Raw genomic sequence first — 17,040 nt, 5'->3', positions numbered from 1 at the left:
TCAATAAAGAAGGTACGGCGATCATGAACATCGCCCAATACTTGATGACAACGACAGAAGGTGACCGTCTTAGAACGATTGATTCACTCTCTGAGGAATTTTGCGTATCAGTAGGATTTATTCAGAAAGCCTTAACAACCATAGAGCATCGCAATGCAGTGATACTTTCAAAACAAGGGCGCAACGGCACCTTTATTACTCAATTGAATTACCGTGAACTAGTGGCTTGTGCTGGGATAAACAATGTCGTATGTGCGATGCCGCTGCCTTATACCCGTCATTACGAAGGGTTAGCAAGTGGGTTGAAAGCTCAAATTGGAGATTTGCCGCTCTACTTTGCACATATGCGCGGGGCAAGCGTACGCGCAGAATGCCTCAGAAATGGTACTTATGATATTGCCATTATGTCGAAATTGGCAGCAAAAGAGCTAGCCAATGGGCTAGTAACGGCCATGACTTTAGGGGTCCACTCTTACTCGCATGAACACCGTCTCATTTTTAAAAAAGGAGGCTATGACCAGATACGCAGAGTTGGTGTTGACCCAGACTCTCCTGACCAAAAAATTCTTACTCACCAATCGTTTAAGGATAAAAACATTGAAATTGTAGAAATCCATTATGGCGAAAGTCTCATCCACTTAACGAATGGCGATATTGATGCCGTGGTTTGGTTACCTGAAGCGATTGAGATGGAGAAATATGGTTTAGATGAGAAATCACTCAGTGATCTTCCTGCTTGTCGGGATGCATCCGAAGCGGTGATCTTGGCGAATGGAGCTTCTACTCACATAACGACCTTGCTCAGAAAACTGATCCGGATGGATCAACTAATTAAGCATCAACGAGCCGTCGTCAATGGGGAAATTACTCCCAGCTATTGACCCTGTTTAACCACACATAATGCTTATTACAAATAATCGCAAAAGGACAGATATGGAACAGCGCCTTGCACTTTTACTGCATGCTAATGTGATTAGCCAGCGTGCTTATGATGGATGTTTACAAGTTATCGCCATGATGGACCGTCAACTGGGTTTGCCTCATGACAATGAGCAATACCAAATGGCCCTCACCCATTTATCGCGTGCTGCGGATCGAATTTGGCAAGGTGAAGCCGTAGCTGAAGGGCTTGATAGCGAACTACTCGATGAAATCTATGACGATCCGGGGATTCAATCGGTCATCGATATTCATCAAAAAACACTCAATGCGATGAGTTTAAGTACCGTCCCTGCCACCGAGGAAAGTTTTCTCATCGCAAATATTTATGCTCTTTATCTCGCGGCGCAACACGATGAAACTCAGGAGTGAACGATGATTGACAGCACTGGTTACACCTACTGCCATGAACATTTACATATCGATTTATCCCCACAAAAAGGCAACCTTGATTGCCGTCTGGATCAATATGAGTTGTTGTGTGATGAGATGAAAGAGCTGCGAATTCGTGGGGTGAGAAATATCATCGAAGTCACTAATGCTTTTATGGGTAGAAATCCTCATTTTATTGAAAATTTAATCGACGACACTGGAATGAATGTGTTGCTGGCCACTGGATTTTATATCGAAGGTTTCTTCCCCGATTTTCTCTACACCATGGATACCCAGCAAATGGCAAAACAGATGATTAAGGAAATTGAAGTGGGTATCGAGGATTCATCCCTCAAGGCGAGTGTGATTGGCGAGATCGGTAGCAGTGAAAATGGCTTTAGTGATACCGAACAGAAAGTCTTTAGAGCGGCGGCGATTGCTCATTTAGAAACAGGTCGACCGATTTCAACTCATCAGTCGATGAGTACGATGGGCAAAGTACAGATTGATCTGCTGAAAAGTTGCGGTGTTGAAATGGAAAACCTCACTGTCGGCCACTGCGATCTACGCGATAACTTGGACGATATCCAGTGGATGCTCGATCAAGGTTGCTATATCCAATTCGATACCATTGGTAAAAACAGCTATTACCCCGATACGCGTCGTGCTCAATCACTAAAAACCTTATGTGAACGGGGTTATGTTGGCCAAATCATGTTGTCGATGGACATTACACGTCGCTCCCATCTAAAGGCAAATGGTGGCCTTGGGTTTAGCTATCTAATCGATGAATTTGTTCCTTTGCTCAAGCAGCATGGGATCAGTGATCTGCAAATAAGCACAATGTTACAAACTAACCCTGCACGCTTATTTGGATAAAGAGCACTTGTGCTCATTAAAATAAAAAGGACAAAACATGAAAAAAATCGCCATCGCGGGTTTGCAACGAGAGCAAATCCGAGCACAGATTGAACTCTCTGAACCGGGCATATTTGAATGCCATATTCTGAGCGACATGGAAGCCGCACTGAAAGTGAAAGCGGGGGAAATGGACTATTTCATTGGTTGCTGTAATACCGGCGCCGGAGGCGCATTAGCCATGGCCATTGCTATTATCGGTTTTGGTCAAAGCTGCACTATCGCTAAACCTGCGATTAAGGCCAAGGAAACTGAAGTGGCCCAGTTTATTGAACGTGGATGCGTTGCATTTGGACTCTCCATTGAACACATCGAGCATGCTATACCCATGCTCGCAAACTTACTCGCTAAAAAGTAAAGGCAACCTATGGATATTATGCATATTGGACTCGTTGCAACCTTATGTGCAATGACAGCTTTAATCGCCAACATGAGCGCGGCGGTTTTTCATGATGGGATCCGGCCTATTCTGCCCCAATTGGTTGAAGGCAATATGACTCGCCGAGAAGCGGGATCCGTCGCTTTTGGCCTATCGATTGGCTTTGTGGCATCAGTGGGGATTTCATTCACTTTATCAACGGGCCTACTCAACCCTTGGCTGCTTTTCTTACCAACAGACATTTTAGGCGTAATGATTGGTAGCCGTTGGCTGGCTGCCGCGGCGGGTGGTTTATGGGGTGTGTTGGTTGTCACTTCGCTTGCTGGTGTTAATGCCGTCTTAACGGGCCTTCCCGTCGATGCATTGGGCGCACTCGGTGAGCTGGGTACTCCCGTCATGTCGGCTTTTGCCCTGTTCCCATTGCTTGCGATATTTTATCAATTCGGCTGGAAAGCCGGGGCAATTACGGCAGTCGTCATCCTATTTTCTCGATTAATGGTGATGAAGTTTACGGGGATTTATCCAGAATCAATCCAGATTTTTATCGGCATGTTAATGCTGGTATTTTTCGCAATTCAAAAAGATATATCCGATCGTAAAAAAGGCATTGAAGCACCAGATATGTCTGGTTTACATGGCCTATTTGAAGAGCGGACTAAACGTATCGTAAAAAACCTGCCATTTCTTGCAGTCACAGGGGCATTAATTGCTGCGGTTTCAAATGGTGGTATTTTCGCGGGATCTGAAGTTTCTATTTATTCACTCGCTGAAGCTTATAAAATCACCGACCCAGCGGCTCACGATACCGCAATGAAACAAGTGGCATTATCGGAATTCATGCGTGGCCTCGGCTTTATTCCGCTGATTGCCACTACGGCACTGGCGACTGGCGTTTACGGCGTGGTTGGGATGACATTTGTATTCGTCGTCGGTTATTTAGCTCCTAATATGCCCGTCGCGGCCGTCCTTGGAGCCATAACCATTTGTATCGAAATTTTCTTACTTCGTGGCATTGGTCGTTTCTTGGAACAATTCCCATCGATTCGAAATGCATCAGACAATATACGTAATTCAATGAATACATTAATGGAGTTTGCATTATTAATTGGTGGCGTATTGGCGGTGATGAAAATGGGCTCAACTACAGGTTTTACTATTTTCGCGATGTTATTTTTCTTAAACGAAGTCATGGGACGACCAGTCCTTAAAATTGCAGCGCCAGCGGTTGCCGCTATTCTCACTGGGGTTATTTTAAATATTCTTTACGTTATTGGGTTATTTGCTTTGTAATGAGACGCTTAACTAACCTTAATTTATTTTGATACTGTATTTAGGCGGGTTGTTCTTCAGCGTTATATAGCACACTTACTCTTTACGTTTATTTTGTTATTAAGCATGCGCATTACCAAATAATGTGCAGGATCAGCTCATGCCTAAAAAGGGGAGAATATGTTTTTAGACGCTTTAGAAAAACAAAATCCAGATTTAATCACGGCGGCACTGACACTCTTTAAGCAAGGTAAGTTACAACCAGACACCACCGTTATCGATGTCGACCAATTGCTCAATAATGCTCAACGCATGAAGGAGGTCGCTGACAGGTTGGGCATATGCCTTTACGCCATGACTAAACAGTTTGGCCGCAACCCATTAATCGCCCGCTTGTTAATAGAGCAATGTGGCTATGAAGGGATTGTGTGTGTCGATTATAAAGAGGCCAGAATGATGGCGGCACACGGTTTACCCATTGCTAACGTTGGGCACTTAGTTCAACCACCTAGTAATATGATTCGGTCTTTGGTTGCTCAGATCAAACCACAAGTAATGACCATTTATAGCCTTGAAAAAGCGCAACAAATATCGGATGCGGCCATAGCCTCCAAGCGGCAACAAGGTTTGTTATTAAAGTTTTTCCACAGTCGCGACAAGCTGTACGTCAATCAAGAAGCGGGATTTCCGTTGGAGCAAGCTGCCGACGTCGTGCGCGCGATTCAAAACATGCCCGGAGTTTACATCGCAGGTGTGACACATTTTCCTTGTTTTTTATACGATGAAACATTAGGGAAAACAGAGCCAACACCGAACCTCACAACGCTTATTGATGCTAAGCAAGCTTTAGCCAATTTAGGCATCGAATGTGAGCAAGTCAATGCGCCCTCTTCCACCAGTATAGAGACCCTACCATTGCTGGCTCAATATGGCTGCACCCATGGAGAACCCGGTCATGCATTCACTGGCACCACACCCGCTAATGCTACGCAGCCCCAAGCAGAATCAATCGCATTACTTTATTTAAGCGAGATCTCCCACCAGTTCGCTAACGACAGTTATTGCTTCGGCGGAGGGTACTATCGGCGCGGGCAGTTGGAAAACGCTCGAGTTTATAGCGGTGACAGCTGTGAACGGGTCTCTGTATTCAATGATGATACGGACAGCATCGACTACCACTTACGCATCCCCGGTCTTCATCCTATCGGTTCTCCGGTTGTGATGGCGTATCGAACACAAGTTTTTGTAACCCGTAGTGATGTGGCATTAGTGCAGGGCGTTTCCACGCCTAATCCCAAGTTAATCGGCCTATATGATTCTTTAGGTAATGAGGTTTAATATGGCAAAATTTATCGTTGTTGTACTTGATGGCTTTGGTGTCGGTGAAATGGCGGATGTACCGCTGGTTAGGCCACAAGACTGTGGTGCGAATACCGCGGGTAAGTTACTTGCTCATTTTGCGTTGAAACGCTTGCCTACCTTAGAAAGATTGGGATTGCAAAATATTATTGCCAGCCCACAATCCGTCATGGAGATAAACCCGCAGGCAAATACTGGGCGTGCAAACTTAGCTCACGAGGGGGGCGACACCTTTATGGGGCACCAAGAAATTATGGGCACTCGTCCAACTGCCCCTCTTATCCAACCATTTCAAGTAGCATTGCCCGATATTGAATCGGCTTTGCTCGCACAAGGCTATCGCGTCAATCGCCACACAATACAACAAGTATCACTGTTGATCGTCAATGAAGGGGTGGTGATTGGTGACAATCTTGAAGCGGATTTGGGGCAAGTTTATAACTTAACTTGTAACTTTAACCGAGTGACATTTGAATCCTTGCTGGCAATAGCCGCCGTGGTGCGTAAAGCCAACTCCGTGAGTCGCAATATTGCATTTGGCGGCTCTGGGTGCGGTATCACTATGGATCAAATCTTAAGTGCTGTTGAAGTGAAACAAAACCCGACTAATGGGCAAAAGTATATCGGCATTAATGCACCCAGTAGCGGGGTATACAGTGAGGGATTTCAGGTGGCACACTTAGGCTATGGCGTGGATGCAAAAACCCAAATTCCTTGGTACTTACATCAGCGTAATATCCAAACTTGGCTTTATGGTAAAGTGGCCGATATCGTACAAAATCCGCATGGTTGTTCGTACACCTCGCTCGTTGATACAAACCAAATATTTCGTTTTCTTATTCGTGATTTGTGTATCGAAAAGGAGGGGTTTTTCTGCGCCAACATTCAAGAAACCGATCTTGCAGGTCACCAACAAGATCCTAAACAATACTGGACCGTTTTGGAGAAAGCCGACGAAGGCTTAAAAGACGTTATTACGAACATGAATGAAAAGGACGTATTAATCGTCATGGCCGATCACGGTAACGACCCATTCATCGGTCACACTAAACATACCCGTGAACAAGTACCACTACTGTGTTATCAAAAGGGTAAACAAGCTATATCTATTGGGCTGCGCACAACACTGTCTGATGTCGGTGCGACGGTCTGTGCTTTCTTCGGCGCGCAACTACCCGATCATGGAACACCAATCACTTCGTTGCTCAATGACCAGCAGAAATGTCATCAATGATGACAATGGTACTTCTTGGGTTTTGATCACTCATGACATCTATCCATGTCGACAGATTGATCACCCATGATAAAACCAGCTAATTTTTTGAACACTCTGGTTAGAGAATCAGTCATGTCAACATGACATGACTGATCGTTTCCCTGACAGCGTAAGTGGCGTCATTTCATAACACTTATTCTTCAGCCACCAGCAAAACACCAAATTCAAAATTCGGTGCGTAGTGGTAAATTTCGCCATTGACGGAATCAAAAGACCACACCTGACCACTCGCTAGATGGGGTGATTGGCTCCATAAATACGACAAGATATTGCCTGTCTCATACTTAAAGCCTTGGGCAAATGCTCTGCTATTCATCGCTGGGCCAAAACACGCCATTTCAGTCAATGACACTAACTCTTTAATATTCGGCAATCGCCATTCGGCTTGGCTGGCAAATTGGTGCAATGCGTGTCGGCTTTGAGGATGGTTGATTGCCGCCACTTCTTGCAAAGCACTTTGCCAACGAAACCCGGTCGCTTCGCCATCACACTGCTCCGTAGCGGCGTTCCATGTTTTACCAACTTGGCAACGCATCCACGTTAAGCCAGTGAGCTTATCTTTGATCGTCCCCTGCTCGCTGTAGACATAGCGCGTGTTGGGTGCGCTTTTCGTCATATCAGGAGAACACTCTTGGGCGACGCCGACAGCAGAAAAGATCAAGCAAGAAGCCGCGATTAAATGAGATTTCATTGGTTGTTCTCCTTGGTTGCAACAACTCGAATCGGCGAGACATAAGACGGGTCATTGTCCGCCGCCGTACTGCTGGAGTAGAGTTCAATTGGGCTACGTTCCCCTTTGGTTGCACCAGACAGCGCCGTGTAAAGATATTGCATCGAACCATCGCTTTGAAATTGAGAGGTATTGAGATAAGCAATGCCAGAAGTCCACGTATGCCCATCAAAAAATTCGGTGTTCTGCGGCTGATGCGGGAAATAGTCCCGGTTGAAACCAACCGCATCGTCACCCAATTCGCCTAAATCGAGCATCATGTATTGCTCGCTGTTGGTCGGTAAACGCCACGTTTGTAACCCACACAATTTATCTTGATTGATACGATTGATGTAATCTTGCGTAGTGCAAATAGTATCACCTGCCACCTGACAGGAAGCAGCCGTCACATCTTTTGCAAAAGGGATAAACTTGTCGGCAATTTCTAATGCAAACAACCGTTCTTTATAGTTCAAAGACGCGGCATCTTCTGACTTCACTTCCCAAATAAGTCCACTGTAAACATCTTTAACGCATGACCAATCGCTCGCTTCTGCCTCAAGTTCATTGCCAGCCGCATCTAATTTGATGAACGCAAAGCTCTTACCCGTCACGCCATTTTTGGCGGTAATATCTAGGCCATATTCAGCATCTTGACCGGGATAATCAGCATCAGCCCGCGCTTGTGCACCTTGATCGGAATAGAACTGAATAATGCCCGTGTCTTGCAGAGGTCGCTCTTCCGATACTTGCGCCATCAATGTATTAGCATATTCGGTCATCTTTTCGCCAGAAACGATCTCAGAGGCAATCAGTGGTGTATTTTTTGCCATGGTTTGCCCAAGCGTTGCCAGCAAATCAATTCGTTCACTTGCTTTCGCTTTTTGGAGCAACACGACAGCATTGGCATCCAATATTGCCAATGCTGTGTGGCTAAAGTTTTGTGAAATATCACCATTCACTTCAACGCCTAATTGCAAAAGCTGCTCGGCAAGCAAGCGATTCGCTTCTTTCTCCGTATTTCCATCCAGCATAATGCCGGCAAAAATAGAACTCACACCGTTGAGGATGTTGCCACTGCTTTTGCCCAGCGCCGGCGCAATCAGGATCGATGATTGGCTGGTTTGGCGACTTCTCGTCATGACACTAATGCCAGTAGAAACGTCAGCCACAATAGGAAAACGGTAGATTTGAGTACTGTCACTCGTGAGGGTGTAGCGCCCTTGGCTATCGGCTTGCGTGCTGATTTCGCCTACATCACAGGCAAAGTTTTGGTTAGAATCAATGCAGACCGTGGCATCAAGTGCGACGTTTTGCGCTTGAATTTGCCCGCTGATTTTATGGCTGGGTAAAGATGTATTGGCTACATCTCCACTTCCACCGCCACCACAACCAGCCAGTAAAAGTGCCAGCGAAAGTGTTGAAAGTCTTAAGTGCATAGTTATGTGTTCTTCAGTTTAAGTGAAAAAATAGCCAACAAATTACGTCGTCTTATGGCGAATGCCGCGAGAGGAAGTAATAAGAGCAGTGAAGTCGAACCGCCACCTGTTTCAGGTGAAAGTGCGTTGGTCACAGGTTGAGGGCATTGATAGCCCGCTAGGCGGCCTACCCCCCATTCAATCAAGGTGCCGGAATTTCCCGGGTTGTAGTCAACCACTTCCAAACGCCAGTAGCCGCTTAGGGCTTCACCTTGTAAAGAGCCCAATATGGCATCGTGAGCCAGCAGCCAATAGTCATCAAAACCATTGATGGCCGATGGTGCTTGGTTAAGTAATTCGACGCGCGTCCCTGCGGGTGAAATTAAGGTAACGCGCAGCTCTTGTAGCTCTGGGTGCGATAACTGCAAGCGAACCACAAAATCTTCATCAATCAATGCGTTGCCAACATCGAGCGTCAAGCCATAGCTCTTAAATCCGGACGTAACCGTGTCTGCACTGTCAATACTGGCGTCTTTCAATACTGAATTTATCGCTACTGGCGGCGTTGCAAGCTGTGGCTTACCCACGATAAACGATAAAGTTTGCTTGTCAGATTGCATCGCAAGGTACGGTTGATATTGATAACTCGATTCAAGCTGTAGAGTCTGTTTGACTCCGCAGGTGTAGGTGGTTGGCAGCGCGATGCTCCATTGCTGCTGCTGGAATTTTTCGCTAGCGAAAGTAACGGTTTCACCTTGCAAAGTGGCTACCATTTGTAAACTTGCTTGGCGATCCGTGGCCTGAATGTGCACGTTCAGCGGATCCGTTGGCATCACAAATCGACGTTCCAACAGGAATTTGAAGGGTTCTTGGACTAAGTTATGTTGCTTAATTTGCTGTAATAGCATCGCATCATAAGCGCGATGCGGGTACAGCTGTTTGGCGGTATACAGCATGCTTTCACTCAAATCATGCATTTTTAGACCACGACCTAAGCCGTACATTGATTCAAGAACAATACGGTCAAATTCAGAAAACGCTTCTTGACCGTACTCATTCACGGCCTGTTTCAGCGCTTGAAATAAAGGGGTAGACCACAATTCATCACCCAACTCACCTGCTACACTTTCATGCGCTCGATACTCTGCGGATGCAAAATATTTTGCCCGTTGATTCCACAAACTGCGCGTTGAAATGCGAGTACCAAAATAGCCATCCCAATTAAACACGGTGTCAATTTCGAACGCTTTTCCTTGTGCATACTGGCGGCGAAAACTGTGCGAACCCGCCCAATAGTCACCAAAGCCTTCACCAATCGCGCCCGAATGTCCATAAGCCCAATCGGGAACGATTTGATAATGAATTCCATGCCCAAGCTCATGGGTAACCACGTCGGCATCTAATGCATCGGGCGAGCCCCCAACACCAAACAACACCGCTTTCGGGCCAACATAATAAGAAGAGTTGTTGCTAGATAAACCTCTCGCATCAAACCTCACGGGTTCACTAAACAGGGAAAAACCGAGCTGTTTGGTATAATCAATCGATTGATCAAGATGGTAAAAAGCCATCAGCTGTACAAAGCGATCATCAAGCATCTCCATGGAGAGAATTTCAGCATCTGAGTTCCATTGCGCCACGTCTTCAGCGCTAAGTAAGCCAACACCGCTATCAACCCACTGCTTGGCATCATCTTGTTGCTGTATGGCGGTGGCATCAACTTGTCGTACTCGTTCATTGGCTAAGTAATATTTACCTGCACTTTGCAACATCTCGACATTCGCACTTTGGTAGTGCGGCTGGTTTGGGTAATCAGCAAGGTCATTCCACGCCGAATCTGGCGCAGGCAGTTGATCCATGGTTCTTAAATCGGGATCAAAAAGTTGCACCTTGATGCTCTGCACATCTCCCGATGAGAGCGTAGGCGGTTCATTCGCCACCAATCGGCGGGGCGATTCGAGCTCTGCCGCTACTAATGCAACGCCATCTCGCTCGACCGTATTATGCAAACTTTTGAACACACGCGTCACTACGCCGGACTGATCAGTCGAGAGCACTAACGCTTTTTGCGGTTGGTATTGGCCGTTCTGCCATACATCAAAGTTGTAATGATTTCCCAGTAAACTCTCGGTTTGATAACGAAACTTCAGTGTCCCAACATCAGGATAAAGCGAGCTCAAATACAGCTCAGCCGACTCTTTCGTTGCAATGGTCGTTTTCGCCAGTGGATAGTCCCACTCCCCCGCAAAGGCGGAATGGCTCAAGCATAGCAAGGTGCTCAGAACGATAATGTTTTTCATCTCTAGCTCCTAAAACACGTATTTAGCCGTAGCGGTAAAGTAACGCCCGGGCTCAGTGGAATAGAGAGTTTGACTTTGACTTACACCTGCGACGTCTTGGTAACGAACGTATTCACGGTCAAATAGGTTCATGATGTTGAGGCTCACATCAAGGTCACGCATCACTTGATAACTCACGCCAAGATCGACCGTAGACCATGCCGACGTTTGCGCGCATTGCGCTTTACGGCCGATATCATCAGAGCATGCTGGTGCTCGGTCCATCGAACTCGCCCAGTTCCAACGTGCGTAGGCATCCCAATCTTGCTGCTGGTAATTTAGTTGTCCATTTCCTTCCCACGGCGTGATGGTACGAACGTATTCATCTTGATCATCTTTGCCATCCACATAACCCGCTTTGAACGTGGTTGACCAATGTTGATTCAGTTGATGGGCGAAGGTGAACTCCACACCATACGTTTCGACGCCATTAATATTTTGGTACTGCTTGATCCAAGCGCCTCTATCGCTATCAAATCCCACGTCTTTGGTGTCCATGAAATTGTCAAAGAGAGAGTAAAAAACCGCGACATAAGCTTGAGATTGGCCATTATCGTATTTTGAACCCAACTCAAAACTATCACTGGTTTCAGCCTGTAAATTCATGTTCGGTGCGATAAAAAACGGCGTCAGTGGAACAAAACTATGGTCTGCCGCACCGTAGGCTTTGTCATAGGTCGGAGCGCGGTAGCCGTGGTTGTAACTGAGGTAACTGTTGAATGATGGCGTCCACTGGTAAGCTACGGATGCGCTCGGTGACCATTCACTGGTTTGAATTTCACTAACAGCAAAACCAGCAATAGGTTGCTCTGACTGAGGAGTAAGGTTATTCAAATCAAAACGTAAACCAGCGCTAAATGTCCACTGGTTGAGGCTGAATCTATCTTGCAAATAGACGCCAAAACCATAGGCCTTCGCTGGTGCAAACGGAATAATATTTTCGTAGGTTTCCCCATTGGAATCCTTGGTATCCACGTGACGAGGGCGTTCATAACGATTGGTATTAAGCACTGCACCGTAAATAAATTGGTGTTCGATGTTGTGGACTAGTGCTGCTTTTTCTAAATCAACCGATAGCCCTATCAACTGATCAGAAAAGCTTTCATCGCGTCGCTCACGACGAAATTCAAGGGTGTCGTAAAAGGCATGTTCTTTGGTCAATAAGCGATTGGTTTGAGTATCACTTTGACTATCACGCCAGTAAAGCTTGGCGTCCACATGGTCTGCCCAGAAAGAAAGGGTATCTAATTGCACCCCCAATGATGCCGATAAGGTTTGGTGCTGTTCCTGTTCAAAAAATTCTTTGCTTTCCCATTTGTCATCGCGTTGAATGGAAGCAATGCCTTCTTTGCGGATGTTTTCATCTTTATAGGCGTTAAATTTTGCACTGAGTAACAGCGAATCATTGACCATGTGATCGTGGGCTAACGATGCGCTGAACCCTTCAATATCTCGGTTATAGAGATCTTGGCTAAAGTTGCGTGTCTCTTCGCCTTGCCAATATGAAATGGTCACTAAGCTTTCACCATTTCCATTGCGCGCCGCTAGGGTGCTGCTGCTCTTATATTGATTGCTGATCCCTGTGTAGAAGCCAGAGGCATCAATATAGAAATCACGTCCTTGCAAATAATCCGCCGGCGATTTTGTGGTGACAACCACAACGCCACCGATGGCTCCCGAACCATGAATGGTAGACCCTGCCCCTTTCACAACTTCAATGCTTTTTATGTTGTCTAAGGCGAAAGTATTGCGGCCTACTTTGTCGTTAACGTCATTGGCACCATAGCCGTCCGATGCGGCGACACCATCTTGAATGATCGCAATTCGGTTGCCCGTCATCCCTCGAATCGTGATGTTTTGTGGTCGACCAGCGCCACCTGTAACACTGATTCCGGGTTCATGACTCAATACATCATACAGTTCCGTCGCGCCTTGTTTTTCAATGGTTTCACCGTCAATCGCTGATATTGAGCCGGCGACTTTTGACAGCGGCTGCTCTACTTTATTGGCACTCACCACTACTTCTTCAAGCTTGGTTAGGCTGAATTCGGCATGCACTGACCCTGCCGCAAGCACGCTAAGCACCGCTGCGGTGATTGGAGAAAGCTTCATTTACTGCTCCGCTTTTTTGTTTTTATCTATGGTAAGAAGAAAGGCGTATTCCACGGCCTGTTGCTGTAGTGCCTTACGTGAATCGCTACTGTGCCCGCTATTGAAGTCCGTCCATAACAAGTAAGGCCCGATACCCGTACTCATCATCAACATTTTTTCTATGTATTTCGCGCCTTCCCAATAAGGGACACGGTTATCAAACCACCCGACACGGACGAGGGTTGGCGGATAAGGTTTGGCTTGAATATTGAGTAGTGGGTCATAAGCTTCAATTGCTGAGCGTTGCAATGGCTGGCTAGGATCTCCCCACTCTTCTCGCTGCTGCACCGAGAGTGAAGAGGAGTCTTCTGTGGACATGCTTCTGAGCACATCCACAAAAGGCACTTGCAGCACCACCCCAGCAAAAAGTTCTGGGTTTTGATTAACCGCGGCCGCAACTAAGGTTCCACCAGCGCTGCCGCCAATCGCATAAATAGCGCGTTGGCCGTTATTAAAATGCTGCAATGAAGAGGCGACGTTCAGAAAATCTGAGATGGCTATTTTTTTCAGAATGCCAGACCCAGCGCGATGCCATGATTCGCCGTAATACCCGCCACCGCGCACATGAGCAATCGCATAAATTACGCCTTGATCCAATAAACTGATCACTTGTGGCATAAAGTACGGACGCATAGTGACGCCATACGCGCCGTAGCCATAAAGAAAGACGCTGGACTGTGCGCTCAAGGTGTCTTTTCGGTACGCCAAAGTGACAGGAATAGCCACGCCATCAACGTCCACCACAATCTGTTGTGACTCATACTGTTCCGGTAAATAAGTGGGATAGCTGTCTTGGCCCAGTCGCTTCCATTGCAAGCTTGCCACGTCAAGCTCGCGCCAAACTCCTGCAGAAATCATCGACATTGAACGCACGCGCAGTTTATTGCTTTGCCAATCACCGTTACGAGAGACCCAAGCAACCTCACTTTCTGTTGCCAAAGGCTGTGATGCTCTCAATTTTCCGTGTTGATCAATAATGGCCAGCTGAGAATGCTGTGCTTGGTTGGTTTTAACCACAACGCCAGCTTGGTATAAATAAAAATTATCCAGCGTGGAATGATCATCTGGAGCATAAAAAAGCTGCCAAGGGTTTTCATTCATGCTCAGTAATCGACGGTAGAGTGCAAACTGGCCATTGAGGTTACTATTGATGTAGAGCCAGCCATTGGCAACGTCTGCGTAGTATTCAATACCCGGCTGTGCGGCACGAAGCGGAAGGCTTAATTGAGAGCTGTTGGTCTCTAAAATACGTTGTTCGCTGCTGTTTTCGTTGTTGACTTGCACGAGGGCAAAATGTGGATCAGCCGCCAGATAGAGAGACACTATCCACTGCGGATCAGCCCACTCCCATAGAGTTTTTGTCTGCTTGGTCAGCACATCATAGCGCTGTAATAAGCGAGAAGAACGGCTTTCTTCTGCCACCAAAAAATAGAGGTATTGGCCATTTTCAGACCAAATAGCTTGGGTCGTTGCAGATTGGCTAAGCACGATTTCCAGCTTCGATACACGATCCACCAGCGTCAGCGTGTAGTGCTCTTCGCCAGTCAAATCTTCGGTTAATGCAATAAAGCGGTCCCCTTTTGCCACCGCCCAATTGGCTAACTGGTAATAATCTGATTGCTGCTGTCTTACACTGATATTGACCAAGCGCTCAATTGGGCTATCTTCTGCGGTCTTTTTAACAACAAAACGTTCGCCCTTAATTACTTGATCATGATAGTAATTTTGGTACTGGATGAACCAAGGTGTCGGTGCTTTTACGCTCTTACCCTCTGACCATGTTTTGACTAGTGCATTAGAAAGTGGTGTGGCTTGATTGAGCCACTGCTGTGTTTTTTTATTGTGATCTTCAAGGTGTGCTCGAACCTCAGGCTGGCTACGCGAGCCATCTTCCAGCCACTGCAGATACTCACCACAAGATGAATAAGAACAAGACAAACCAACAACAAAAGCAATGATATTGAGTAATTTCATTATGATCAGTGAAAACATAGCCAATTATTATAATGAGGCGCAGCTTGCCAACCAAACGATAATGAGATCAATTATCATTTTTATATAAAATAGAGAAATTATGAATTTTATAAGGGTAACGTTTGCGTGTATATAAAAACACCGCCAATTTGGCGGTGTTTTTATAATTAGGGTGAGGTTGTCTCAGCAAATACTGGCATTGAGTCCGTCAGCAGATTCGATTGACCGAAAGGTCACGCTGACAAGACGCTCGCTGTTACTCATCGTCAACTTTAGGTGCAACTCTCTTTTTCGGCACAAATACCGCATCACCCACTGCCACATTCTGATAAAAGGTTTTATCGCGTTTAACGGGCTTCTTATTGGCGGTGTTCGCCTTGGGCTTAGTACTTTTAGTCTTAGCGGCTGCGTTTTTCTTAAAGGCCGGAACACGTGGTTTTAGTCCGGTAAATTTACCTTTCAGATCATCAAATTGAGAGAACTCGATATCTTGCTGCAAAAAGGCTTCCACGCGCTTGAAGCTGTCCCAATCTTTTGGGCCAACCAGCGAGATTGCATCACCTTTATTACCCGCACGGCCTGTACGACCAACACGGTGCACATACTCTTCCGTATGTTTGGGCATATCAAAGTTAATCACGTGCGTCACGTTCGCGATATCAAGGCCGCGTGAAGCCACATCCGTCGTGACCAAAATTTTAAATACAGCGCGCTCAAACTGGCTCATGATGGTGTTGCGCTGGTTTTGATTTAAATTACCACTCAACGCAACGGCTTTCAGTTTCTGCTCGTTGAGTTTAAGCGTTAAACGCTCAGTATCAGAACGGGTCGCGGTAAAAATGATCACTTGTCGATATTCGGCTTCTTGCAGCACGCGTTCGAGTAAGGCTTCTTTGTGATCGAGATGATCGCAGAGGTAGAATTTTTGGGTGATGTCTTTATGCTCTTCGTTGACAACACCAATCGAAATGCGTTTTGGATCTTTAAGCAACTCGGTACCAAAGTCATTCACTTGGCCGTGATCAAGCGTTGCGGAAAACATCAGTGTTTGGCGACGACGGTGGTTCGCTGCATGATGAATACGGCGTAGTTCCGGAGCAAAACCTAGGTCCAGCATGCGGTCAGCTTCATCAAGGATCAGCGTATCTAAACCATCAAGACGCAACGAACGGTGCTCTAAGTGATCCGCTAAACGACCGGGAGTCGCCACAATAAAACGGGGGAAACGGCGCAGTGCTTTTACTTGGTCGTTAAAGTTTTCACCGCCCACAATCAGCGTTGCTTCGTAGCTCAACCCACTGAGCATAGTACGCAGCTCACCGTACACTTGTTTGGCCAACTCACGTGTCGGAGCAAGAATCAGAGCTCTAGGGTCTTTTGCTGATAACGCTTTAGTTTTTAGAGACTTATGCAGCATTGGCAAAACAAACGCTAATGTTTTACCCGAACCAGTCTTAGAGGATGCCAACAAATCTTTACCTGCAATCGCCACGGGAACCGCTTGTTGTTGGATCTCTGTCGCTTGTTTGAAGTCATAGTGTTTGAGGGTCTTCAATAAGCGATTGTCTAAGCCTAAATCTTTAAACTGCAAAGGATTCTCCAAAAATTTGTAAAGTTGCCACAATAAATAGGGCAAGAGGTCAAAATGAAAACGCAATATGATAGCCCGAAAGGCGCTTAGATAGATAGAGATCACATAAAAATAATCAGCACGCACACTTTTTCAAAGCATAAGAAGATAGAAAATACGTCTCTTAACGATGAGACATAGCGGAGTAAATGAGCATAAATTGAAATTCTTGGATTATTTTGACGTTCGGCTACTGGGTGAACGCTAGAATAGTGTCTACAATTGAGTTCGTCACTATATGATGATTTCCAAACAAGTGTATACCCAAACAACTTGACGTTGCAGGTAAACAGCACCGCTGTAGCTT

The 17,040-nt window shown here is 46.1% G+C and carries 13 protein-coding genes; 7 read left to right on the top strand and 6 right to left on the bottom strand.

From position 1 onward, the window contains the following. The 7 genes from yhfZ to B9J84_RS01710 form a co-directional block, all read left to right on the top strand. Window positions 1-881 (top strand): GntR family transcriptional regulator YhfZ (gene yhfZ / locus B9J84_RS01740; protein ID WP_094123408.1); only part of this gene is annotated, 881 nt, incomplete at its 5' end. A 52-nt stretch (window positions 882-933) separates the two neighbouring features. Further along, on the top strand, window positions 934-1,311 hold the full coding sequence (locus B9J84_RS01735; protein WP_228209306.1) for a hypothetical protein: 378 nt from the start codon (window positions 934-936) through the stop codon (window positions 1,309-1,311). Window positions 1,312-1,314: 3 nt separating this feature from the next. Further along, a complete protein-coding gene (locus B9J84_RS01730) occupies window positions 1,315-2,190 on the top strand; it encodes a phosphotriesterase-related protein (protein ID WP_094123395.1) in 876 nt (291 codons plus the stop codon). Window positions 2,191-2,227: 37 nt separating this feature from the next. Continuing rightward, window positions 2,228-2,587 carry a DUF2620 domain-containing protein gene (locus tag B9J84_RS01725; RefSeq protein ID WP_013868383.1) on the top strand — a complete coding sequence of 120 codons (360 nt, stop codon included), beginning with the start codon at window positions 2,228-2,230 and terminating at the stop codon, window positions 2,585-2,587. 9 nt (window positions 2,588-2,596) lie between these two features. Further along, complete coding sequence (locus tag B9J84_RS01720; RefSeq protein WP_094123394.1) at window positions 2,597-3,898, top strand: YhfT family protein; 1,302 nt, start codon at window positions 2,597-2,599, stop codon at window positions 3,896-3,898. 159 nt (window positions 3,899-4,057) lie between these two features. After that, window positions 4,058-5,215, top strand: coding sequence for a YhfX family PLP-dependent enzyme (locus B9J84_RS01715; protein ID WP_094123393.1), 1,158 nt, complete (start codon window positions 4,058-4,060; stop codon window positions 5,213-5,215). Between the two features lies 1 nt (window position 5,216). Continuing rightward, a complete protein-coding gene (locus tag B9J84_RS01710; protein WP_179217500.1) occupies window positions 5,217-6,470 on the top strand; it encodes a phosphopentomutase in 1,254 nt (417 codons plus the stop codon). A 175-nt stretch (window positions 6,471-6,645) separates the two neighbouring features. On the opposite strand, the gene B9J84_RS01705 is transcribed toward B9J84_RS01710, so the two are convergent. The 6 genes from B9J84_RS01705 to B9J84_RS01680 all read right to left on the bottom strand — a co-directional run bounded on the left by B9J84_RS01705 (window position 6,646) and on the right by B9J84_RS01680 (window position 16,706). Next, window positions 6,646-7,203 carry a DUF1566 domain-containing protein gene (locus B9J84_RS01705; protein ID WP_017042172.1) on the bottom strand — a complete coding sequence of 186 codons (558 nt, stop codon included), beginning with the start codon at window positions 7,201-7,203 and terminating at the stop codon, window positions 6,646-6,648. Next, window positions 7,200-8,660: a DUF1566 domain-containing protein gene (locus B9J84_RS01700; RefSeq protein WP_094123391.1), complete on the bottom strand. Its 1,461-nt coding sequence runs from the start codon at window positions 8,658-8,660 to the stop codon at window positions 7,200-7,202. Before B9J84_RS01700 ends, B9J84_RS01705 begins: the two co-directional genes overlap by 4 nt. 2 nt (window positions 8,661-8,662) lie before the next feature. After that, window positions 8,663-10,939, bottom strand: coding sequence for a proprotein convertase P-domain-containing protein (locus B9J84_RS01695; RefSeq protein WP_094123390.1), 2,277 nt, complete (start codon window positions 10,937-10,939; stop codon window positions 8,663-8,665). Window positions 10,940-10,948: 9 nt separating this feature from the next. Beyond that, the gene (locus B9J84_RS01690; protein WP_094123389.1) at window positions 10,949-13,090 is read right to left on the bottom strand and encodes a TonB-dependent hemoglobin/transferrin/lactoferrin family receptor; all 2,142 of its coding nucleotides are present in this window, start codon (window positions 13,088-13,090) and stop codon (window positions 10,949-10,951) included. After that, entirely contained in the window at window positions 13,091-15,103 is a 2,013-nt protein-coding gene (locus B9J84_RS01685; protein ID WP_094123407.1) for a prolyl oligopeptidase family serine peptidase, read from the bottom strand. It lies immediately after the preceding gene. 256 nt (window positions 15,104-15,359) lie between these two features. Next, the gene (locus B9J84_RS01680) at window positions 15,360-16,706 is read right to left on the bottom strand and encodes a DEAD/DEAH box helicase (protein WP_026028423.1); all 1,347 of its coding nucleotides are present in this window, start codon (window positions 16,704-16,706) and stop codon (window positions 15,360-15,362) included. Window positions 16,707-17,040: the final 334 nt, after the last annotated feature.

It is taken from the genome of Vibrio sp. V03_P4A6T147 (genome assembly GCF_002241085.1).
Lineage (GTDB): Bacteria > Pseudomonadota > Gammaproteobacteria > Enterobacterales > Vibrionaceae > Vibrio > Vibrio anguillarum.
Note: the sequence above shows the minus strand (reverse complement) of the source record. Positions and strands in the feature narration are given on the sequence as shown.